Raw genomic sequence first — 20,492 nt, 5'->3', positions numbered from 1 at the left:
TTTGCCTTTTGCATTCTGACTTTTGACTTTCCTAAGTAAAGTGCTCCACCCCGTCCGCCTTCGCGATCACGACGATGCCCCCCTCGCTGAAGGTGAAGCCTCGGGCTCGGTCTTGTTCGACGTCGTAGCCGATCTCGATTCCGGCCGGGATATGCACGCCCTTATCGATGATCGCGCGGCGCACTTTCGCGTGGCGACCGACGTTGACCCCTTCGAACAGAATCGAATCTTGCACGAGCGCATAGCTATTGATGCGACAATTGGAGCCGACGATCGAGCCGGCGACCGTTCCGCCGGAAACGATCGAGCCCATGCAGACGATGCTGTCGAGCGCTTGCCCGCGGCGGGCGTCGTGTCCTTCGCCGGCGAAGACGAACTTCGGCGGCGGATAGTTCGGATGATAGGTTCGGAGCGGCCAATGTTCGTCGTACACATTCAGCAGCGGATCGACCGAAACGAGGTCCATGTTCGCTTCATAATAAGCGTCGAGCGTGCCGACGTCGCGCCAATAGGCATCGCTCTTGAGGTTTTCGTCCTTAAACGGAAACGCGAAGACCCGATGGCTATCGATGATCGACGGGATGATATTGCGCCCGAAGTCGTGCTGGCTTTCGTCGACCGTGGCGTCGCGGCAAAGCTGATCGAACATGAACTTCGCGGTGAAGACGTAGACCCCCATCGACGCCAAGCAATGCTCGGGATCGCCGGGAATGGTCTTCGGGTTTTGCTTCTTCTCCTCGAACCCGACGACGCGGTTCTGCTCGTCGACCGCCATCACGCCGAACTCGCGCGCCTCGGCCTTCGTCACGCGAAGCGAAGCGACTGTCATGTCGGCTTGGTTGGCGATGTGCGCCTCGACCAACTTCTCGTAGTTCATCTTATAGATGTGGTCGCCGGCGAGAATGACGATGTACTGCGGGCGTTCTTTCTCGATCGTGTAGATGTTCTGATACACGGCGTCGGCAGTGCCGAGATACCAGTTCTCGTCGATGCGCTGCTGCGGCGGCACGACGTCGATAAACTCGCCGAGTTCGCGACAGAAGAGATGCCGCCAGCCGATGTTGATGTGCCGATCGAGACTGGCCGCCTTGTATTGCGTAAGCACGAGAATCTTGCGGATTCGGCTGTGCAAGCAGTTGGAAAGCGTGAAGTCGATGATGCGGTAACTGCCGCCGAACGGCACGGCGGGCTTGGCCCGATCGCGCGTCAAAGGCTCGAGCCGCGAACCCTTGCCGCCGGCCAACACGACTGCCAACACGTTTTCCATATCGCAAGACTCCCTAGCCCGGAACCATCCATGTTCTCCAACTTAACGGCCGGGAATGGCCGCCGCTCATCTGCCGATATTAGACGGCGACCACCGACGATTGCAAGCGGCTAAAAGACTACGACTTCGGAAGGTCGCCGCAGGGAGCCGGCGCCAAGCGGATTGCGGCGGTTAAAACTTCGCGCTCCGCACCCGGCTTCGCTCGTTGAGATAGTCGAGCAGCACGTCGCCGACCGTGCGGCTCGTGTCGACCGGCACCCGTTCGATGTGGTTGCGGCGGCATAGGTCGTCGAACTTCGTATTGAATTCGCCGAGAGCTTGCAGGTAGAGCGCGCGAAGTTCTTCGGGCTGCGTCGTGAGTTCTTCGAGCGCTTCGAGGCCGCGGAACTTCACTTGCCCTTCGAACTGAAACGTCAGCTCGTCGTGATGCAGCACATGAAACAACACGACTTCGTGGCGCTGATAGCGCAGCCGTTGCAAGGCCGGCTCCAGCGCTTCGAGGTCGACCAGGAAATCGCTGAAGATCATCACGATCTCGCGCCGGCCCATCCGTCCTACGAGCTCGTTGATGCCGTCTTCGAGCTTCGTCTTCTTCCGCGGCTCGAGCTTGTGCATCTCTTCGACGAAGCGAATCACCTGCGCTCCGGAATTGCCCGGCGGCACGGCGGCGGTGAGCCCTTCATCGATCGCGGCCAGCGACACCCGATCGCTTTGCGCGGTGATAAGCTTGGCGAGAATCGTGACCATGCGCTGGGCGTAGAGGAGCTTTTGTTCGTCGTCTTCGCCGTAGCGCATGCTCTCGCTATGGTCGAGCACGAGATGGCACGTGAGGTTCGTTTCCATCTCGTATTGCTTGATGAAAAACTTCTCGTGCCGATAGTAGACCCGCCAATCGAGATGGCGCAGATCGTCGCCGGCGACATACTCGCGGTGCCCTGCAAACTCGACGGCGAAGCCGGCCAGCGGCGACTTGTGGCTCCCGGCCAAGTGCCCGAGCACGAGTCCGCGCGGATCGACGGTGCGCTGAGAAAGCCGGCCGAGCGTCGTCGGGTCGAGGTAACGATTGAGAATGCTATGCGACATCGGCAGGCCGGCGGAGAGGCGGGAAATATCGGGGAGAACACATAGTCGCATACGGCCGAGCGACAAGCAACGCAAGAAAATACAGCAGGCACGTTCCACGTGCCGTAGCAACTTGCGTCGTTCGCCGATGGGGTCGTGCCGCGCTGCCCGAAATCGTTCGTGGCGGACGGCACGTGGAACGTGCCTGCTACTTTCGGCAATTCCTTCGTTCAGTAGCCCGTTCAATAGCCCCACGTGCAACCCTGGGGGGAGCGCTCCAAGCAGCCGCGCGGAACCCTAGGTATTCACCGGAGGCCTTGGAAGGTTACACTGTATCGTCGCAAATTCCGGCAACCGAAAGGATTCGCATGCCTCGGCCCTACAACCTCGTCGATCTCTTCGCCGGCGCCGGAGGCATGACGCTCGGCTTCACGCGGGCCGGGTTTAGGCCGACCCTGGCCGTCGAGAAAGAACCCGACTTCGCCGCCACCTACGCCGCCAACTTCGGGCCGCACGTCCTGGCCGAAGACATCGCATCGATCGTCGACCGCGGCGGCATCCAAACGAAGGCCGACGTCGTCATCGGCGGCCCCCCATGCCAAGGGTTCTCGAACCTGACGGGCAACCGAGCCAACGACCCGCGCCGGGCCATGTGGCGATTCTACATGGACGTCGTCGAGTCGACCGAGTGTAAGGTATTTGTCGTCGAAAACGTGCGCAATCTGCTCACCGCGCCGGAAGGAAACGCGATCCTGCGCCGCGCGAAACAGCTCGGGTTCCACACGGCGAGCGCCGTCCTCCTCGCGAGCGACTACGGCGTGCCGCAGAACCGGCGCCGAGCAATCATCATCGGCTCGCGGCTCGGTCCGATCACGTTGCCCGAGCCGACCGGCGTGCGACGAACGGTGCGCGAAGCACTCGCCGGCGTTCCCTTGAAGCCGACGCATAACGACCTACACAGCCAACCCGCTACCGGGCCCGATCTGCACATCGCGCGCAGCCCGACGCCGGTCTCGTACGCGCGCTACCAGCTCATTCCTCCTGGAGGCAATCGCTTCGACTTGCAGCGCCTCGCGCCGGAGCTCACGCCTGGTTGCTGGCTACGCAAAACGGAGGGGGGGACCGACCTCTTCGGGCGTCTCGATTGGGATCAGCCGGCGCGCTGCACGATTCGTTGCGAGTTTTATAAGCCCGAGAAGGGACGCTATCTCCATCCGTCGGAGCATCGTCCGATCACGCATTGGGAAGCGGCCCGCATTCAGAGTTTTCCCGACGACTTTCTCTGGTGCGGCACGAAGATTCGGATCGCGATGCAAATCGGCAATGCCGTGCCGCCGGTCTTTGCCGAAGCCATCGCCCGCCATGTACGCAAGCATTTGGAATCGTATGCGACGAAGCCGCGCGCTGCGAAGGCGCTCGCAAAACCACGAGCGACGAAGACCGACTTAAAGGCCACGGCCGGTCGACGCAAGCGGGCCGGCGTGTCATAATTCGCCCACTTCCACTTCGCCGCCCGGATTCTCGACGTCATGCCGGAATCTTCTCCGCTCGTTCGCGTCAGCCACATTCATAAGTACTTCACGCGCGGCAGCGAACGTGTCGATGTGTTGCAAGACCTTTCGCTCGACGTGCCGGCGGCGGACTTTCTCGCCCTGATGGGCCCGAGCGGTTCCGGTAAAACGACGCTGCTGAATCTCATCGCCGGGCTCGATCAGCCGAGCGAGGGAGAGATTTGGATCGGCGATCAGTGTATCTCCGAAATGAGCGAGGCGCAGCTTGCGCGCTGGCGCACGCGCAGCGTCGGTTTCGTGTTTCAGTTTTATCATCTCATGCCGGTGTTGAGCGCGTATCGCAACGTCGAGTTGCCGCTCCTGTTGCTTTCGATGTCGGCGGCGCAGCGCAAGAAGCAAGTCCTCACGGCACTCGATATCGTCGGGCTCTCCGACCGCATTCATCACAAGCCGGGCCAGCTTTCCGGCGGACAACAACAACGGGTCGGCATCGCTCGGGCCATAGTGACCGATCCGATGCTGATCGTCGCCGACGAGCCGACTGGCGATCTCGACTCGCATAGCGCGGAAGAAATCCTGGCGCTGATGAACGAGCTGCGCACGGCCATGGGAAAGACGATCATCATGGTCACCCACGACCCCCGAGCAGCCGCCCACGCGAACCGAATCTTACATCTTGAAAAGGGAAGACTGGTGAGCGACACGGCGGCGAGTATGCATTAGCAGGGGTCGGAGGTCAGGGGTCGGGGGTCAGTTGGGATGCGGAATGACGAATGTCGAATTTCTAATGACGAAAGAATGACGAAGCACGAATGACGAAAATCGAAGCAAGCGACCTCTTCTACTGACCCCCGACCCCTGACCTCCGACCCCTTCCTCTCCCCATGCTCCAACTCACTCTCCTCGTCTTTCAGAACCTCGGGCGCAATCCGTTGCGCACGGTGCTGACGATGCTCGGTACGATGATGTTGGTGATGGTCGTGACGTTGATCTGGTCGATCTTGTCTTATCTCGACGACCAGATGGCGGAGAAGAGCAACAACTTCAAGGCGATCATCAGCGAGAAGTGGCGCGCTCCGAGTCAGATGCCGTTCGCATATTCTCAAGGCTTGCGCGAAGCCGGCGCGCGCGAGCCGGGCGATATCCGTCCGCTCGACTCGATGAGTTGGTCGTTCTACGGCGGCTCGCTCGACCCGAAGCGGAGCCGCGAGAACATGCTCTTCGCTTTCTGCATGGAGCCGGAAAAACTGCTGACGATGATGGACGAACTCGACGACCTCCCGCCGGCCGAGCAAGCCGCATTCACGGCCGTGGTCGAGAAGCTCAAGCGGAACCGGCAAGGAATCATCTTGGGGCTCGACCGCTTGAAGGCGATCAAAAAACAAGTCGGGGAGCGGATCGTGCTCTACGGTTTGAATTATAAAGACATCGATCTCGAGTTGGAGATCGTCGGCACGTTTCCCGACGGTCGCTATAACAACAACGCGGTCGTCGATATCGACTACTTGATGACGTCGCTCGATGCCTACAAGCGCAATCATCGCAACACGCCCCATCCGCTCGAAAGCAAATCGCTGAATCTCGTCTGGCTCCGGCTGCCCGACATGGCAGCGTTTCAAAAAGCGAGCGAGCAGATCACGCGTAATCCTTCGTTCAGCAATCCGACGGTCAAAGTCGAAACGCTCGCCTCCGGCATCGGCGCGGCGCTCGAAGGGTATCGCGATCTGATCTGGGGCATGCGCGTCGTCCTCGCGCCGGCCATCATGGCGACGCTCGCGATGGTGATCGCCAACGCGATCAGTATCAGCGTCCGCGAGCGGCAGCGCGAGTTCGCCGTGATGAAGGTGCTCGGGTTCCAGCCGAACCATTTACTGTTGATGGTACTCGGCGAATCAATCGTGCTCGGCAGCCTCGCCGGTTTCAGCAGCGCAGGACTGACCTATCTCGTCGTGAACAAACTCTTCGGCGGCGTCCCCTTTCCGATCGCCTTCTTCGGCCGCTTCTTCATCCCGGCGGCGGCGCTCGCGTGGGGTCCGGCAATCGGCACGGCGACCGCGTTTCTCGGCAGCTTCGTTCCGGCCTGGTCGGCCCGCAGCGTACGAGTATCGGACGTGTTCGCTCGCGTCACTTAATTTCAACACATCACCTCGCCTGAACTGACCTCGGATCCCTCAACTTTCTTGTCCCAATCCCTCCTTATCTCAGGCTCCCTCTACACACCCGTCGCAATCGGCGCGGCGCTGGTCGCGTTGCTGTTGCTCGCCGGGCGAGTTCCCCTTTCCTACAACTACTACAACTTAATCGCCCGCTGGCGAACGACGTTTCTCACCGTGTTGGCGTTTACGCTCGTGACCACGCTGCTCGTGGCGATGCAGGCGGTCGTCAACGGCATGGAGGCCTTGCTGCTCGGGAGCGGTCGGCCGGGCAACATCGTGATCATGGCGGAAGGCTCGACCGATGAAGCCTTCAGCAACCTCGGGTATTCCGACGTCGGCGAGTTGGAAAACCAAGCGGGGATCCTGCGCGACGGCGCGCGGCCGCTGGTCAGCCGCGAAACCTACATCATCGTCACGCAACCGATCGAGAACGCACTTCCCGGCCGGCCGAAACGTCGTTTTCTTTCGATGCGCGGCGTCGACGATCCCGAGATCAGCGGACGCGTGCATGGGCTGCAACTGTATGAAGGGGGGCGCTGGTTTTCCGCGGCGGGGGTGAGCGACGGCGCGAAGGGGCAAGCGGGAGCTGCGAATATCGAGGTCGTCGTCGGCGAAGGGCTCGCGCGCGAACTGGCCCGAGATCAAACGATGCGTGATGCCGGCAAAACGGCGCTCACGGTCGGCGACACGTTTCATCTAAACGATCGGACCTGGATCGTCGTCGGCATCATGAAATCGGAAGGGCTGACGTTCGACTCCGAGCTTTGGGCTAAGCGAACGTTGATCGGTCCGATGTTCGGCAAGGAGAGTTATTCGTCGCTCGTCGCGCAAACGGCCGGCGTCGACGAAGCGGCGAAGCTCAAGATCTTCTTCAACAACGACTACAAGAAAGCGGCCGTCAACGCGCTGATCGAAACCGACTACTATGCCGGGCTCTCGCAAACGAACAAACAGTTTCTCATTTCGTTGATCTTTCTTACCGTCTTCATGGGGATCGGTGGGGTGTTCGGAGTGATGAACACGATGTACGCCGCCGTCGCCCAGCGGACGCGCGACATCGGCGTGCTCCGACTATTAGGCTTCAACCGACCGCAAGTGCTGATCTCGTTTCTCCTGGAGTCGATCATGATCGCACTCATCGGCGGAGCGCTGGGGTGCGCGCTCGGACAACTCACCGACGGCTTGACCGCCAACAGCGTCGTCAGCGGCGGGCAAGGAGGAGGCAAACTGGTCGTGCTGCGACTCACCGTGAACGCCGACACGCTCGCCAAAGCGATGCTGCTCGCCCTGGCGATGGGAATCCTCGGCGGCGTGCTCCCGGCGTTTCAAGCGGTCCGGTTGAGGATCCTCAACGCGTTGCGTTGAGCAAGAGGTCATGGGTCGAAAACCCGCGCCGGCATCAGACCTCTGACCCCCGACCCCTGACCTCCGACCCCTACTCCTATCTCTTCCCCTTCTTCATCGCCGCGTCCTTGGCAAGTTTCTTCTTCGCGTCTTCCGGCAAGAACTCTTGTCGTGCGGCTTGCAGCGCCTTTTTCGCTTGGGGGTTGTCGGCCTTGCCGTTGAGCTCGAAGAGGAATCGGCTTGGGATCGTCGGCTTCTTGCGGCCCCACTTGAATCGCGAGAGGGCGAGCGTGAGCGTCAGCCGATCTTGGGCGCGCGTCACGCCGACGTAGCACAGCCGCCGCTCTTCGTCGATCGCCGTCCCATCGACCGCGACGCTCCTGCGATGCGGCAGCAGACCCTCTTCCATGCCGACGAGATAGACATGCGGAAACTCCAAGCCTTTCGCGCTGTGCATCGTCATCAGCACGACCGCGTTCCGGCCGACTTTCGTCTCTTTGTCTTCTTCCTGATCGCGGGCATTCAGCGCCACTTCGTCGAGAAAGCCGGCGAGCGACTTCTGCTTCGAGCCGCGTCCTTCATAGATGCCGATCGCGTTGACCAGTTCCTCGACCGTGTTCCAACGCGCATCCCGGTCGGCGGGCTCTTTGTAGTTGCGATCGATCTCGGCTCGATAGCGAATGTCTTCGAGCAGCTCGCGCACGACATCGACCAGCGGATCTTCTTTCTTCTGCAATCGCTTTTGGCATTGGACGATCAAATCGCGTAGCTCCATCGCGCCGTCGACGGACGCTTGCGAGAGCTCCGGAATGCTTCGCCCTTGCGGCAAGATTTCCCACAGCGGCACGCCGTCGGTCGTGGCCCGTTTCACCATCGCTTCGATCGCGCCGCGCCCCAAGCCTCGGGCCGGCGTGTTGATGATTCTCAGCAGCGAGACTTCATCTTTCGGATTGGCGATGATCTTCAAATAGCTCAAGACATCGCGCACTTCCTTGCGGTCGTAGAACGACATCCCGCCGATGAGCGTATAAGGGACCTTCGCGCGACGCAGCTCGGCCTCGAACGCGCGCGGTTGCTCGTTCGTGCGAAACAAGATGGCGACGCTTTTCGGCGGAAGCCCTTGCTTGATCAGGCCGTCGATCTCGTCGACCACGTTCGTCGCTTCGGCTTCTTCATCCTCGAACTGCAAGATCCGCGGCTTCTCGCCCCCTTCGCGCGACGAGCGAAGTACCTTGTCGTAGCGGTTTTTATTGTGCGCGATCAAGCGGTTCGAGAGTTCGAGAATCGGCGCGGTCGAACGGTAGTTGTCTTCGAGCCGTACGATCTTCGCCTCGGGCCAGTCGCGGCGGAACCCGAGGATGTGGGTTACCTCGGCACCGCGCCAGCCGTAGATCGATTGATCGTCGTCGCCGACGACGCACAGATTGCGGTGCTCTTCGGCGAGCGCTTTGATAATGCGATACTGCGAGCCGTTCGTGTCTTGATATTCGTCGACGAGCAGATGATCGAACCGCTTCGCTTCGACGGCCCGCACTTCCTTGAAGCCGGTAAAGAGTTCTTCCGTGCAAAGAAGCAAGTCGTCGAAGTCGACCGCGCCCGAGGCTTTGAGCTGCGCTTGATAGCGCCGATAGGCCATTGCGGCGAGATGCTCCTTATCGGTCTCGGCGACGTTCTCGGCTTGGTGCGGTCGAATACATTTCGTTTTCCAATTGCCGATGATGCTCAGCAAGTCGCTCGGCCGCAACACTTCGTTCGGCACATGAATCTCGCGCAGTACGCTGCGCGCCGTGCTTTCTTGATCGCCGCGATCGTAGATGGCGAACTGTTGCGGATAGCCGAGCTTTTCGATATGCCGCCGGAGCACGCGCACGCAGAGCGAATGAAACGTCGAGATCTCGGGCTTGTCCGGCTTTCCGCCGGAGCCCGGCTTGGCGGGCCCCGCCTTGCCGAGGATGGCGCCGGCCCTTTCCTGCATTTCGCCGGCGGCTTTGTTCGTGAAGGTGACGGCGAGGATCCGGCTCGGCCGCGTGCCGTTTTTAATGAGCCGAGCGATGCGGAACGTGACGACGCGCGTCTTCCCGGTGCCGGCGCCGGCGAGCACCAAAAGGGGGCCCGAAAGCGTGTTAACCGCTTCCCGTTGCGGGGGATTGAGCCCGTCGTCCATCGAGGCCACAGCGGAGTGCTCCGTCACTTACGATCTGCGGAAGAAGAGTAGCCCGTCGATTATGGAGGTCGGCCGAATTCGTCACAAGGGAGCGATGGGGGCGTAAACGTGCGATAGCATGACCGCTCGCCGTAACTTGCTTGGGTTGACGTAGTTCGGCGACGGGGCATATACTTCCGGCTTCCCTTTTTCGCCGCAAGACCGGGAAGAGGAGCCGAGCGGCTACGCGATGCCGCCCGCGCGCCGCTGCCGCGCGTTGCTCACTGACCGATCGCACGATTTTTCGATTACATCCTTTTAGCCTCCTCGCATTAGCGCCCCTTATATGAAGACGGAACGACGCCACGAGCTCGAAAAGAATCAATTGGCCGATTGGCTAGGTCACTCGCTTCAATGGTGTGAAGAGAACGCGAGACTGCTCGCGGGCAGTGTCGTCGGCGTGTTGATCGTCGCCGTCGTCTTCTTGGTGCTCAGCAATCGTAAGGAAGAACGGGCCGCTTCGGCCTGGAATTCATTCTTCAGCGCGACGGCGAGCGACAACACCACCGGGCTGGAAACACTCGCCAAAGCCGACTCCGATCTGCTCGCCGGCCAGATGGCGGATATGGTGCTGGCCGATATCGCACTCAACGAAGGAATCGATCTGCTCTCGTCCGATCGCGAAGCCGGAGAAAAGCGGCTCGCCGAAGCGAAGAAGTTCTACACCGATCTGAAGGGATATAAGAGCGACGATCGACTGCAAGAGCGAGCCGCCTTGGGACTGGCCCGCTACTACGAATCGATGGGTTTGATCGACGACGCGAAGGCGCAATACACGACTCTGAAGGATTGGAAGGGAGGCCTGTATCACGACGTCGCCGCCCAGAAGCTTGCGTATCTGGAAAAGCCCGCGACCTTGGCGTTTGCGAAATGGTATCGGGATCAAAAGCCGAAACCGAAGCCGAGCGGCACGGCACTCTTCGATCCTCACAACTTGAGTACGCTGCCGAACACCGAAGCAAGCTTCCCGCCGGCGACGACATCCGGCGCAACACCGACAGGTACTCCTGCGGCTACGCCTACCGCCACGGCAGCGACGACCGCTGCGGTCGCGACTCCGAGCGCCACGCCGGCACTGAGCCCCTCGGCTTCCCCGACTGTTACCCCTACGGCGACCCCTTCGGCCACGCCGCCGAAGTAAAAAGTTGCGTGTGATGGAAACGCCCATTCGGCATTGAGAATCGAGCGTTTCTTATCATGTCGTCTCCCGATCCGTCGAAGGGCCCGGTCGATATCGTGGTTCCGGAGCAATACTCCGGCGCGCGGCTCGATTGGTTCATTGCGCAGACGTTTCCGTCGTATAGCCGGACCCACATTCGCAAGTCGATCAATTCGCAAGGGGTGCGCCTCAACGGCCGACACTCGAAGGCCGCGCAGCATGTCGCCACCGGCGATGTCGTGAACGTCTCGCTGCCGGAACTGGCGAAGGAAGGTCCGCTCCCGGCTGCCATTCCGCTCGATGTCGTCTATGAAGACGAAGCGATCGCCGTCATCAATAAGCCGCCGGGCATGGTCGTGCATCCGGGCCGCGGCCATTGGGAGGGAACACTCGCTTCCGCTCTGCGACACCACTTCGACGAGCTCAGCGAATACGGCGGCCCCACACGGCCCGGCATCGTGCATCGCTTGGATCGCGATACGAGCGGCGTGATCCTGATCGCTAAGACCGACGCGGCGCATAAGCGCGTGGCCGAGCAATTCGAGGGGCGCACGGTGAGCAAGGAATACTTCGCGATCACGGTCGGCGCCCCCGACTGCGACCGCGACCTGATCGATCAGCCGATCGGACCGCATCCGTATCAGCGCGAAAAAATGGCGATCCGTCGCGATCATCCGTTGGCCCGACCGGCGCAAAGTTTCTATGAGATCGAGCGACACTTCGACGGCTACGGCGCGGTGCGCATCCTCCCGAAGACCGGTCGGACGCATCAGATTCGGCTGCATTTGGCGAGCGTCGGCGCTCCGGTGTTGTGCGATCGACTGTACGGCAGCCGCGCGCGATTGACGCTCGGCGAGATTCGTCGCGATCCGAAAGACGAGACGCCGTTGCTCGAGCGCCAAGCGTTGCATGCGCGGCGGCTTACGATCCGGCACCCGACGGACGACCGCGAGTTGACGTTCGAGGCGGCCTTGCCCGACGATATGCAGCGGACGCTCGACGCTTTGATCCAATTTCGCGCCTTGCGTTAAGCGGCGATGTTCCGGAAAATCGGACCCATCTCCTCTGACCCCCGACTCCTGACCTCTGACCCCTTCCGCCGCTCATGAACCTCGCTAAATTTCTCGCTCCCAACGGTAAGACGATGCTCGGCGTCGTCGAAGGGGACGTCGTTCGACCGCTCGCGCTTGCGGCCGGCCAGTATCAATCGTTGACGGAAATCCTTGAGTCGAACGACCCTGCCGAGACGGTTCGATTTCTCATCGATCCTACGGCGGCCTCCTTCGCACGAACCGCGGTGACGTTCTTACCGCCGATCGACAACCAAGAGATCTGGGCCGCAGGCGTAACCTACAAGCGCAGCCGTTCGGCGCGGATGGAAGAGTCGGTCTCATCGGCCACGGTATACGATCTCGTCTACAAGGCCGATCGGCCGGAGTTGTTCTTCAAGGCCAGCGCGCCGAAGGTCGTCGGCCATGAGAAGCCGGTCCGCATTCGCAAAGACTCGACATGGAACGTGCCGGAGCCGGAACTCGCGCTCGTGATCGATCGTCGCGGGCAGATCGTCGGCTACACGATCGGCAACGATATGAGCTCGCGCGACATCGAAGGGGAGAATCCGCTCTATCTGCCGCAAGCGAAAGTCTACGACGAATCCTGTTCGCTCGGCCCTTGGATCACGTTGCAGGGCTCGCTGCCGTCGCTCGAAGAGACGGTGATCGGCATCGACATCACGCGCGGCGGCAAGAGCGTGTTCTCCGGCCAAACGACGGCCGCCGAAATCGCACGGCCGCTGCCGTCGCTCGTCGAATGGCTCTGCCGCGAGAACACGTTTCCTCACGGCGCGGTTCTGCTCACCGGCACCGGCGTGGTGCCCGACAAAGACTTCACGCTGCTCGCCGGCGATGTGGTGAGCATTACGATCGCCGGGATCGGCACGCTGACGAATCCGGTCGTGCAACGAAAATAGTCGTGCAGCGGAAATAACGGGACGCCGAGCCTTCGACGTTGCGTTGCATCGCGACTTATCGCGAACTTGCAACCTTCTCGCCGACGAAGATCGGGTGTTCGATCGCCCAGTTCATCCGGCCCATATCCAGGTCTTCGCGCTCGCGATGGATCGCGAGGCCGGACTCGGCGAACATCTTCTGCCATCCACCGCGACGAGGGTAGTTGAACGTGCAGGGGATGCCCCAAGTCGCATTGAGGATGAAGTCGCCGAATCCGATTCGCCAATAGGCGAGCGTCCCGCCGACTTGGTGGTCCTTCACGACGACCCAGCGCCGCGACACGCGCGTCATCTCTCGCAGCATCATTGGGATGTCGCGCGTATGATGCAGCACGTCGACGGCCATGACCGCATCGAACGAATCGTCGGGAAACGGCAAGGTTTTGCCGTCGTACAGCGTGCGAGGAACCAGGCACGGCCGTAAGTCTTGGATGTCGCAGCCGCGAACGTCGAGCTCCGGACGTAGCGCGCGAACGCCGGAGCCGACCTTACCGTCGTCGCAGCCGACGTCGAGCAACGTAGCCGCCGGAGGAATCGTTTCCGCGAGATACGGAATCAAGCGCCGGCGATAATCTTCGCCGATCGCCAGCACCGCCGGTCGGAAAGGAGTAAGAACCGTCGACATGAAAGAACTAAGAATACTCATGAGAATGCTTGATCACTTGATGAATGCGTGATGAATGCGCGATTATTTGCCGCGCGCGAGTAATACCGAGCAAGGGGAGCCTGCGAGCACCTTGCTGCTCGTGCTGCCGATGAGCAGGCGTTCGATCATTCCCTTGCCGTGCGAGCCGAGCACGACGAGGTCGATACGTCGTTCATGCACGACGCGAAGAATTTGCTCCGCCGCGTGCCCTTCGGCGACGATCGACTCGGCACTCGAAAACGGCGCCGGTTGTTTCGCCATGTGCTCGGCGAGTTGATCGTGCGCCTGACGCTTGTCGTCTTCGTGTTCACGCCCCCAAGCGTCGGCCATCGCCGTCGCATCGGCATGCCGCGCCTTTTGCATAAGCCATGCCGGAACGGAACCGCAAGCGATCGATTCGACGACCGCCAGCGCGAAGACTTGCGTCCCTGTCGGAAAGGTCAGGCGCTCGGCCGTTGCCAGAGCGGCGGCCGAGCCCGTGGAGCCGTCGTAGGCAAACAGCACGCGTAGCGGCTCGGCCTGTCGATCGGCAGGCCTTGGGCGAACGATGCAAACCGGAAGCGTTGAGTTGTGTGCGACCGCTTGCGACACGCTGCCGAGCAGGAGTTGTTCCCAGGCCGACATCCCTTGCGCGCCGAGGACGATCAGCTCGGCGTTCCATTTTCGGGCTTCGATCAGGATGCCTTCGGCGGCCGTGTGCTCGGCTAGGATCTCGGTGCTTGTGGCGGCGAGCAACGGCGGCAATGAAGTGCGCCCCTCGTCGAACACGGCATCGGCGATCGCCTTTCGGGCCCGTTCGCGTGTTTCTTCGGCAGCGGCTGCGTGGCGGACGATGATCTCCGGCGGCGCGAAATAAAACGCAACTGTATCGTTTTGCGGCGAAAGGAGTTCGCCGACCTGACGGACTGCCGCCGTCGAACCATGGGAGCCATCCACGGCGAAGAAGACCTTCATAGATGCCTCCGAATCATGGGTGCCGGACCGAATGCCTATTTTGGGTAAGTCTATTCTACCCCGCGATTCACAACTTGCATCGCTAAGTCGGACGTATTAAAGGCCCAACGGCGTTTTGGAGCCGGCGCCGGGAACCTCGCGCACATAGCGCGGCACCGCATACCCGGGCAATCGGGCTCGCAACGCTTCCACCAGCCTCAAGCCATCCGCCTCGGGCACCTCGAAATGCGCGGCGCCGGCGACACGGTCAAGCTGATGCAGATAGTAAGGGACCACACCCAGATCGACGAGCCGGCGGCAGAGCCCGTCGAGCGCGGCAATGGAGTCGTTCACGCCGCGCAGCAGCACCGTCTGATTGAGCAACATGACGCCGGCTTGCTGCAAGCGAGCCAAGGCCGCGGCAACCTCATCATCAAGCTCCGCGGCATGATTGGCATGGATGACGCAGATCGGCGTGAGTTGCGACCCTGTCTTCGAGAGCGCGGCTTTCGAGAACCATTCCAAGAGCGAGTCGCAAACACGCTCCGGGATGAAGATCGGCAAGCGCGTATGAACGCGCAGCCGGCGCACATGCGGAATGTCGGCGATGCGCGCCGCGAGCGGCGCGAGCAAATCATCGACCAGCGTCCAAGGATCGCCGCCGCTGAGAATAACTTCGTCGATCGCAGGATCGGCCGCGATGGCCGCAAGCGCTCGTTCCCATTGCGCGAGCGATTTCGGCGCGGTGTCGTAGGGGTAGTGTCGGCGAAAGCAGTAGCGGCAATGGACCGCACATGCGCCGGTGGCGATGAGCAGCGCGCGCGATTCGTATTTTTGCAGCAGGCCCGGCACAAGCTCGGCCGGTCGATCGCCGACGGGATCGGTGGTGAAGCCGGCGACGTCGACGAGTTCTTCGCCGAGTGGTAAGACTTGGCGCAGCAACGGATCGGCCGGATCGCCGCGCCGCATCCGGTTCACATAGCCGCGCGGCACGAAGAGCCCGAACTGCTCCGCGGCGCGGCGTGCGGCGGGCACTAGCGACGAGGGCAAGTCGAGCAAGCGGCAAAGCTCTTCGGGGTCGCGAATCGCCTCCTTCAGCGTACGCCGCCAAGAGCTGGTTGGGGCAGCGACGAAATCGGCGCTTCGATCGTCGTTCGACCCGCCGATTTCCGCTCCGTCAGGCGGAAATTTGGGGCTGACAAGCGGGGCTGGTTTCGTGGATAATGCCATATTCGTTCAATCTAAACCAAACCAGAGGGAGCGGACAGACCCACGCCCGGTCTGCGCTGCCGCCCGAGTGCGGTGAGCGACACGCCCCCATTTTTTCTTTACGACAGGATCGACGCCCGTGGGAACTTATAACACCAGCGACTTCAAAAAAGGCATCAAGATTCAGATCGACGGCGAGCCGTATTTGATGGTCGAGTGCAACTTCGTGAAGCCGGGTAAGGGGAACGCCCTCTACAAATGCCGGATGAAGAACTTGATCCGCGGCACCACGCTGGAACGAACCTTGAAGGGGGGCGACTCGCTCGAGAGCGCCGACGTTTCGGAAATCGAAGCGCAATATCTCTACCGCCAAGGGGACAAATTCGTGTTCATGGACAACAAGTCCTACGAGCAATACGAAATGTCGCCTGAGCAAGTCGACGAAGCGTGGAAGTATCTGAAGGAAGGGATGGTCTGCTCGGTGATCCTGTTCAACGAGAACCCGATCACGATCTCGCCGCCGAACCACGTCGTCTTGAAGATCGAATACGCCGAGCCGGCCGTGCGCGGCAACACGGCGACGAACTTGTCGAAGCCGGTGAAGCTCGAAACCGGCGCGGAAATGGTCGTGCCTGCTTTCTGCGAACAAGGCGAAATGATCCGCATCGACACCCGCACCGGCGAATACGTCGAACGCGTTCGCGAGTAAAACAGACGGGATAACTGACAATTATACCGCGTGGTGTGGGACATAGTTTTTGGCCTTTGAGACAAAGTGCCTGGCCGGCTAAGACAAAGTTTTTGGCCACGAAATAAGCAGGCATCGCTACGCGCCGTTGTTGTCGATTTTTCCATCGGAGGAGCACCGCTTCAGCCGCGTACGTAAGCAAAACGCGCTTGGATGGGGTCCAAGAGGTCGCGGTTTCAAATCCTGTCGCCCCGACTGTTGTTAGAAACAAGCCCTTCGACGAGCACGTCGAAGGGCTTTCTCATTTCGGCAACGAGAGTTACGTCGACGAGAGAAAAGTTCAAACAGACGATTTCGAGTAATCGACGTTTGGCACGAACATCCGCATTAAGCCACTTCTCGGTAAGGCTTTGCGAAAGTTCAAACACTTTCTCGGCCAAGTCGCCGTATTCGGCGCGATCACGATCGCAGGCGTCGATCTGCAGACTGAGCTGCGCCGTGCGATCACGAAGCTCCGTGCTCTTTCGCGAGTAGGTCGAGCTATCGATCTCTTCCAGCAGGCGCAGGTTGAGCAGTCGCTCTTCTTGGTCGCGCAGGCTCGTGATCTGTCGCGTCAGCTCGGCGATCCGATCCTTGTTCGTTTGCAAGCTCGACTTATTCTTCGCGCGGAGCACCTGGGCGAACCAATCGCGGACCGCTTGATCCTTTATCCGAATCCGCTCGAACATCTCTAAGACCTGGCGCTCGATGTCCGCTTCCTGTACGCGAACCCGAGGGTGGTCCGGGGTGTTGTACCGGCTGCAGCGATAGTAGATATAATCCTTAGGCCCGTTCTTCGTCGGCTTTGTCTTGCGCTCGCCGGTGATGGGATAGCCGCAGTGATCACATTTGATGAGCTCCCCGGCATACGTCAGCTCGTGGCTTTGATAAACCTTGTTTCCGAGGAGAACCTGCACGCGATCGAACGTACCACGATCGATCAGCGGTTCGTGCGTGCCACGGTGCCATTGACCTTGATGGAAAACTTCGCCGATGTAGGCGCGATCGCGCAGAATCGTGTGGAGTTTACTGCGGGCGAACCGCGGCGCACTAGGCGTATAAAAGATCCCTTCCGCGAAGAGCTTGCGGCCGAGCCCGTCGACCGAGAAGCCGTGATAGGCGTAAAGGTCGAAGATGCGCCGGATGTTGGCGGCACGCTCGGCATAGACCTCGATCAAGCCGCGTCCGTCTCGTCGCACGTTCGCGTAGCCGTAGGGTGCCTTACCGACGAACAGTCCATCTTGAACGCGCCGCTCTAAGCCGTCCTTGACGTCGAGCGATTGCTGCTCCGTGTAGAAGCTCGCCATGTTGGCGAGCGTGCGGCGCATCATGCGCCCGGCCGGCGTGTTCTCGGTCGTCTGCGTGACATAGATGACTTCGAGCTTGTGCTCAAACTCCAGACGCTCCAGCTCGACGTAGTCGAAGAGATTACGGGCCGCGCGGTCGACTTTGAAGAACAACACACCGTCGAGCTCGCTGGAATGCTTCTTCGCGTAGACGAGCAAGTCTTTGAAGGCCTGCCGCTCTTGCGGCTTGCTAGCGGTTTCGGCGATGCGGAACAGCTTGACGATCTTGCCGTCGTGCTGCTCGGCATAACGCTCTAGCGCGGATTCTTGCACTTCGAGGCTGAATCCCTCGCGTTCCTGCTCGCGACTACTGACCCGTGCGAGGGCGAGGTACTTCCTGCGCATCTTCATCAACGTCTCCCAAAGCAGCGAACAGGCGACCGACCCCCAGCACCAGATCCAGCGCGGTTTGGTCGGACAACGGTTCCGAGTAATACGGTTGCCACACGGCGATCGTGTTCGCCAACAGCTCCGTCGTGACCCACGCGGGCGCGCCCGGAGGGAGCGACGCGGTAGGTACCGTAGCGGAACGTTCGGCTTGCGAGCCCCTCGGCATTGCCAGGCCTATGAGACGTCGATGGCGCCGAGAGCAGAGTACGAAGGCGCATCAGGAACCGCTCTCAACGACTAGGCATTTGCGCGCGGAGGCTTTCTTGGAGGATGACGCGTTTTGTCGAAATTTTTAGCGGCAACCGTCGAGTTGCGGTCTTAAGTCCTCACGGCCGCTTAATTAACGCGATTTTCGCGGCATATCGAATGAGCATCCGAGTTGCTATCAAACGATCCGGCATGCGTGCGGCCGACTCGTCGTCTCGCCGAGTCTCGATTTCACAGCCCACGGAGGTACCATGAAGCGGGCCGTCTACGCCCAAGATTCTTTTCTCGAGCTACTGCCCGAAATTGAAGTTCGACTTCATCGGGCCTTCCGTGACTTACGCCCCGCCGATCGGGAAGACGCGATTTGCGAAGCGACCGCACATTGCTATCTAGCTTTTCGAAGACTGTGCGAACGCCGCCTTCGGCCGTTAGCGCAGCCTGTCACCTTGGTTCGTTACGCCGTACGACAATTCCATGCCGGTCGTCGTATCGGTTGTCGGTTCACCTTATGTGACGTCATGTCGCCGGCGGCACAGCGCCGCCGACGCATTCAAGTCCGGCGATTGATCGACTTCGCCGATGACGGAGGGCGCCGAAGCGATGCCGCTCTCGTCGACCATTCGCCTGCCGTTACCGATCAAGTCGGCTTCCGCTGCGACTTCGACGCTTGGCTACGAACTCTTCCTCAACGTGAGCGCAAAATCGTGGCGTCGCTTCGCGATGGCGAGTCTGTCGGCACGGTAGCCCAACGACACCGTCTGAGTTCCGGACGAATCAGTCAGATCCGTCGCGAGCTCCATAACCACTGGAGCAACTACTGCGGGGGCGCATACGACACGAATTGAAAAATCCGATGTCATTTTCGCATCAGCGCGAAACCTTCTCGCTCCGGCGCTCAACACTAAAACGAATCGGCCGCGAATATTCGTATTGCTCGCATTTGTTGGATATGGCTGAATGCGACCATTGGGACCGAGCGAAGCTATCATTCAAGCGCCGGGGAGGAGACAGACATGCCTACGAAGACCGTCGAGAAGATCGTTATTCTGGAGCTTCAGCCGGATGCGCCGACCGGTCCGGAACCAAAGCAGCCGATGTTGCAGCTTCAGACGTTCTCATTCGAACTGTATCACAAGACAACTCGTCTCTCCGAAACCGTCATCGACCAGTTTTGGATGGATACGCGGAGTCTGTACGGCGGTCGCGATGGAGCGCGCCGCCGTGAAACGATCGTCGAGTTCTTTCGAGCGCTGTGTCGGCTCGGTGGAACGAATCACGAGCCGGAAGTGCAAGAGAGCTATCTCATGGCGAAACTGCTGCCGATTACGCGCCGCAACGGCGCCGGCCGGACGTTTCAGGACGCAATTCCGAAGCGTTCGCCACGCGGTGGCGTACAAGAACGCGCGATGCTGGAAAAACTTCTGGTCGAGTCAGCGTCTCAAGAAATGACCCCGGCGCAATTCCACCGCTTTACCGAGAAGGTGTTGGGCTGTCCCGATTGGGGGCCGAAAACGGGTGCGGCCTACGATGACTTTCATTCGCAGCTGATGGATGCCGGTCGCAGCGCGATGAATACATCGGGCCGAGATGCGTTGGAGGCGGCCGGAACTGTTTGGGCCGACCTGACTCGCTCCGTCGGACGGCGTCGGGGGTGCGAGGACGAGAAGATCGCCCTTGATCTGCTCTCCTACGAATGCCGCGCCGCGTTGCATCGCTGCTACTCCGCTGCCTGGGGTGTGCTCCTTGGGCATCTCGAAAAGAAGTACGGCCTGAGTCGAGAATCGAGCCGATTTCATCGGATGTGGAACTTAGAGCTCCAGGTTCCTTCAAACGATCGCAATCGCCCGTGCCACCTACTGCATGGCCATATCTTGGCATTGCACCCGATCGGTGGCCTACTGATCCGCACTGAGACCGGCAAGAAGCTGCTCGCCGACTATCTCGGTGAGGACGCTCGCCGGGCGTTTCCCCGTCTATTGCATGCGTTGGGGGTCACGGCCGATTTTTACCGCGAGTCTTTAGAAACGGAGCGCCTCGGTCGGCGAAGTGATCTTGATGTGACGACCCTGCAGCTCGACGAACAGGGTCAGCGCCACCGCACCGGCCGCCGCTTGCTGAAAGCCGGTTTTGCGGCGGAGTTGACCTGCCCCCACGCGTGATACCAAGTGTTGCGTTAGTTTCTACAAGAATCAAGCTTGGTCTTTTCGCGGAGCGCAGCGTAGCGAAAAGACCAAGCTTGAACGGCCTCGGGAGCCGGGGGTCGATAGCCCAACGAGCTATGCGGACGGATCGTGTTGTATTCAACCTTCCAACGCTCGACGAGC

Annotated in this window: 19 protein-coding genes; 10 read left to right on the top strand and 9 right to left on the bottom strand. The window is 60.6% G+C overall.

The window, feature by feature from the left end; genetic code table 11:
• Positions 1-31 precede the first annotated feature (31 nt).
• A complete protein-coding gene (gene glgC / locus K8U03_06280; GenBank protein MCE9604498.1) occupies positions 32-1,267 on the bottom strand; it encodes a glucose-1-phosphate adenylyltransferase in 1,236 nt (411 codons plus the stop codon).
• Positions 1,268-1,438: 171 nt separating this feature from the next.
• Positions 1,439-2,350: a DUF58 domain-containing protein gene (locus K8U03_06275; GenBank protein ID MCE9604497.1), complete on the bottom strand. Its 912-nt coding sequence runs from the start codon at positions 2,348-2,350 to the stop codon at positions 1,439-1,441.
• Positions 2,351-2,697: 347 nt separating this feature from the next.
• Between K8U03_06275 and K8U03_06270 the strand changes: the two genes are divergently transcribed.
• From K8U03_06270 to K8U03_06255, 4 genes are all read left to right on the top strand, one after another.
• Entirely contained in the window at positions 2,698-3,819 is a 1,122-nt protein-coding gene (locus tag K8U03_06270; protein MCE9604496.1) for a DNA cytosine methyltransferase, read from the top strand.
• Positions 3,820-3,858: 39 nt separating this feature from the next.
• Positions 3,859-4,563 (top strand): ABC transporter ATP-binding protein, encoded by a 705-nt coding sequence (locus K8U03_06265; GenBank protein ID MCE9604495.1) that lies wholly within the window; start codon positions 3,859-3,861, stop codon positions 4,561-4,563.
• 161 nt (positions 4,564-4,724) lie between these two features.
• Complete coding sequence (locus tag K8U03_06260) at positions 4,725-5,972, top strand: ABC transporter permease (protein ID MCE9604494.1); 1,248 nt, start codon at positions 4,725-4,727, stop codon at positions 5,970-5,972.
• Between the two features lie 48 nt (positions 5,973-6,020).
• A complete protein-coding gene (locus tag K8U03_06255) occupies positions 6,021-7,361 on the top strand; it encodes an ABC transporter permease (protein ID MCE9604493.1) in 1,341 nt (446 codons plus the stop codon).
• A gap of 76 nt (positions 7,362-7,437) precedes the next feature.
• Here K8U03_06255 and K8U03_06250 read toward each other — a convergent pair whose 3' ends face one another.
• A complete protein-coding gene (locus K8U03_06250; protein ID MCE9604492.1) occupies positions 7,438-9,504 on the bottom strand; it encodes a UvrD-helicase domain-containing protein in 2,067 nt (688 codons plus the stop codon).
• Between the two features lie 325 nt (positions 9,505-9,829).
• Between K8U03_06250 and K8U03_06245 the strand changes: the two genes are divergently transcribed.
• The 3 genes from K8U03_06245 to K8U03_06235 all read left to right on the top strand — a co-directional run bounded on the left by K8U03_06245 (position 9,830) and on the right by K8U03_06235 (position 12,671).
• On the top strand, positions 9,830-10,684 hold the full coding sequence (locus tag K8U03_06245; GenBank protein MCE9604491.1) for a hypothetical protein: 855 nt from the start codon (positions 9,830-9,832) through the stop codon (positions 10,682-10,684).
• A gap of 56 nt (positions 10,685-10,740) precedes the next feature.
• Positions 10,741-11,733, top strand: a complete 993-nt coding sequence (locus tag K8U03_06240) for an RluA family pseudouridine synthase (protein ID MCE9604490.1) — start codon at positions 10,741-10,743, stop codon at positions 11,731-11,733.
• A gap of 74 nt (positions 11,734-11,807) precedes the next feature.
• Entirely contained in the window at positions 11,808-12,671 is an 864-nt protein-coding gene (locus K8U03_06235) for a fumarylacetoacetate hydrolase family protein (GenBank protein ID MCE9604489.1), read from the top strand.
• Positions 12,672-12,726: 55 nt separating this feature from the next.
• Here K8U03_06235 and K8U03_06230 read toward each other — a convergent pair whose 3' ends face one another.
• The 3 genes from K8U03_06230 to epmB form a co-directional block, all read right to left on the bottom strand.
• Complete coding sequence (locus K8U03_06230) at positions 12,727-13,335, bottom strand: methionine biosynthesis protein MetW (protein ID MCE9604488.1); 609 nt, start codon at positions 13,333-13,335, stop codon at positions 12,727-12,729.
• A gap of 63 nt (positions 13,336-13,398) precedes the next feature.
• Positions 13,399-14,310, bottom strand: coding sequence for a universal stress protein (locus K8U03_06225; GenBank protein MCE9604487.1), 912 nt, complete (start codon positions 14,308-14,310; stop codon positions 13,399-13,401).
• A 96-nt stretch (positions 14,311-14,406) separates the two neighbouring features.
• Positions 14,407-15,519 (bottom strand): EF-P beta-lysylation protein EpmB, encoded by a 1,113-nt coding sequence (gene epmB / locus K8U03_06220; protein MCE9604486.1) that lies wholly within the window; start codon positions 15,517-15,519, stop codon positions 14,407-14,409.
• A 118-nt stretch (positions 15,520-15,637) separates the two neighbouring features.
• Here epmB and efp point away from each other — a divergent pair, with 118 nt between their 5' ends.
• A complete protein-coding gene (efp, locus tag K8U03_06215; protein MCE9604485.1) occupies positions 15,638-16,207 on the top strand; it encodes an elongation factor P in 570 nt (189 codons plus the stop codon).
• A 215-nt stretch (positions 16,208-16,422) separates the two neighbouring features.
• Here efp and K8U03_06210 read toward each other — a convergent pair whose 3' ends face one another.
• On the bottom strand, positions 16,423-17,916 hold the full coding sequence (locus K8U03_06210; GenBank protein ID MCE9604484.1) for a recombinase family protein: 1,494 nt from the start codon (positions 17,914-17,916) through the stop codon (positions 16,423-16,425).
• Complete coding sequence (locus K8U03_06205) at positions 17,879-18,127, bottom strand: hypothetical protein (protein MCE9604483.1); 249 nt, start codon at positions 18,125-18,127, stop codon at positions 17,879-17,881. Before K8U03_06205 ends, K8U03_06210 begins: the two co-directional genes overlap by 38 nt.
• 559 nt (positions 18,128-18,686) lie before the next feature.
• Here K8U03_06205 and K8U03_06200 point away from each other — a divergent pair.
• Together K8U03_06200 and K8U03_06195 are read left to right on the top strand one after the other, a co-directional pair.
• Positions 18,687-19,013: a hypothetical protein gene (locus K8U03_06200; GenBank protein MCE9604482.1), complete on the top strand. Its 327-nt coding sequence runs from the start codon at positions 18,687-18,689 to the stop codon at positions 19,011-19,013.
• Between the two features lie 168 nt (positions 19,014-19,181).
• Positions 19,182-20,327, top strand: coding sequence for a hypothetical protein (locus tag K8U03_06195; GenBank protein ID MCE9604481.1), 1,146 nt, complete (start codon positions 19,182-19,184; stop codon positions 20,325-20,327).
• A gap of 14 nt (positions 20,328-20,341) precedes the next feature.
• Here K8U03_06195 and K8U03_06190 read toward each other — a convergent pair.
• Positions 20,342-20,492, bottom strand: a 151-nt coding sequence (locus K8U03_06190; protein ID MCE9604480.1) for a transposase, incomplete at its 5' end; no start/stop codon positions are given.

The sequence above is a fragment of the Planctomycetia bacterium genome, from assembly GCA_021413845.1.
Classification (GTDB): domain Bacteria; phylum Planctomycetota; class Planctomycetia; order Pirellulales; family PNKZ01; genus PNKZ01.
This window is presented reverse-complemented; position numbering and strand designations above follow the sequence as displayed.

What these genes read in the sequence shown, in the direction of transcription:
- K8U03_06240 (MCE9604490.1), top strand. Translation starts at nt 10,741, where the DNA reads ATGTCGTCTCCCGATCCGTCGAAGGGCCCGGTCGATATCGTGGTTCCG.
- K8U03_06275 (MCE9604497.1), bottom strand. Translation starts at nt 2,350, where the DNA reads ATGTCGCATAGCATTCTCAATCGTTACCTCGACCCGACGACGCTCGGC.
- K8U03_06195 (MCE9604481.1), top strand. Translation starts at nt 19,182, where the DNA reads ATGCCTACGAAGACCGTCGAGAAGATCGTTATTCTGGAGCTTCAGCCG.
- K8U03_06250 (MCE9604492.1), bottom strand. Translation starts at nt 9,504, where the DNA reads ATGGACGACGGGCTCAATCCCCCGCAACGGGAAGCGGTTAACACGCTT.
- K8U03_06225 (MCE9604487.1), bottom strand. Translation starts at nt 14,310, where the DNA reads ATGAAGGTCTTCTTCGCCGTGGATGGCTCCCATGGTTCGACGGCGGCA.
- K8U03_06265 (MCE9604495.1), top strand. Translation starts at nt 3,859, where the DNA reads ATGCCGGAATCTTCTCCGCTCGTTCGCGTCAGCCACATTCATAAGTAC.
- K8U03_06235 (MCE9604489.1), top strand. Translation starts at nt 11,808, where the DNA reads ATGAACCTCGCTAAATTTCTCGCTCCCAACGGTAAGACGATGCTCGGC.
- glgC (MCE9604498.1), bottom strand. Translation starts at nt 1,267, where the DNA reads ATGGAAAACGTGTTGGCAGTCGTGTTGGCCGGCGGCAAGGGTTCGCGG.
- K8U03_06205 (MCE9604483.1), bottom strand. Translation starts at nt 18,127, where the DNA reads ATGCCGAGGGGCTCGCAAGCCGAACGTTCCGCTACGGTACCTACCGCG.
- K8U03_06270 (MCE9604496.1), top strand. Translation starts at nt 2,698, where the DNA reads ATGCCTCGGCCCTACAACCTCGTCGATCTCTTCGCCGGCGCCGGAGGC.
- K8U03_06260 (MCE9604494.1), top strand. Translation starts at nt 4,725, where the DNA reads ATGCTCCAACTCACTCTCCTCGTCTTTCAGAACCTCGGGCGCAATCCG.
- K8U03_06210 (MCE9604484.1), bottom strand. Translation starts at nt 17,916, where the DNA reads ATGCGCAGGAAGTACCTCGCCCTCGCACGGGTCAGTAGTCGCGAGCAG.
- K8U03_06230 (MCE9604488.1), bottom strand. Translation starts at nt 13,335, where the DNA reads ATGTCGACGGTTCTTACTCCTTTCCGACCGGCGGTGCTGGCGATCGGC.
- K8U03_06245 (MCE9604491.1), top strand. Translation starts at nt 9,830, where the DNA reads ATGAAGACGGAACGACGCCACGAGCTCGAAAAGAATCAATTGGCCGAT.
- epmB (MCE9604486.1), bottom strand. Translation starts at nt 15,519, where the DNA reads ATGGCATTATCCACGAAACCAGCCCCGCTTGTCAGCCCCAAATTTCCG.
- K8U03_06200 (MCE9604482.1), top strand. Translation starts at nt 18,687, where the DNA reads ATGTCGCCGGCGGCACAGCGCCGCCGACGCATTCAAGTCCGGCGATTG.